The organism is Haloferula chungangensis, from assembly GCF_042664875.1.
GTDB lineage: Bacteria > Verrucomicrobiota > Verrucomicrobiia > Verrucomicrobiales > Akkermansiaceae > Haloferula > Haloferula chungangensis.
On record NZ_JBHTBS010000086.1, the window covers coordinates 1 to 602 of the forward strand.

Genomic DNA, 602 nt, shown 5'->3' on the forward strand with positions numbered 1-602 from the left:
CAACGTCGAAGGCATGGCGCGACGCCCGAACAATGGCGGCGCTCCGTGTCAGATTGAAGGGATTGAATCATGAGAAAGGAAATTCAACAAGGCCGCTGTTAGGCGTCGCCATCGCCGCCTTGTTCGGTTTTGGATTGTGCGAATCGTGAGAGTTCTTCGAGCAGTTGGCGGCGAACCTCCTCGATCGATCCGAACTGTCCGTCTGCGGCAAGAAGGTAGTCGTCCTCAAGTCCCACGATAAATCCAAGGTCATCGGGGAGTGTGTAGTCGTGGCGGATCCAGAGGCGCTCAAGAAAGCGTGTGAACTCTGGTAAACGCTCTGGCGCCCTCAGTAACGCACCGTGCATCCTACCAAGCATTCGGCGGAATCCATGCCAGTTTGTGTCCGTGCCAGCGATCTTCGCTAAAATGGCCTCGAGATCCTTGTCGCTCTTGCCCGATGCGAGGCTGATCTCCGCCAGATCATCGTCATACTCCGACTCCGTGAGAATCGCGTCAGCCCAGCGGATGACCTCGTCGCGATCAACGACTCCCGCCTCAAGTGAGAGCTGAAAGTCGCCTGCGGCAATCGAGCGGGAACTCTTCATTTCTGCACCGAACGT

General features: G+C 56.8%; 1 protein-coding gene. It reads right to left on the minus strand.

Annotated features, from left to right (window positions below; all coding sequences use genetic code 11):
* Nucleotides 1-98: 98 nt before the first annotated feature.
* A partial coding sequence (locus ACFQY0_RS21305; RefSeq protein ID WP_379717113.1) for a hypothetical protein occupies nucleotides 99-602 on the minus strand: 504 nt, incomplete at its 5' end.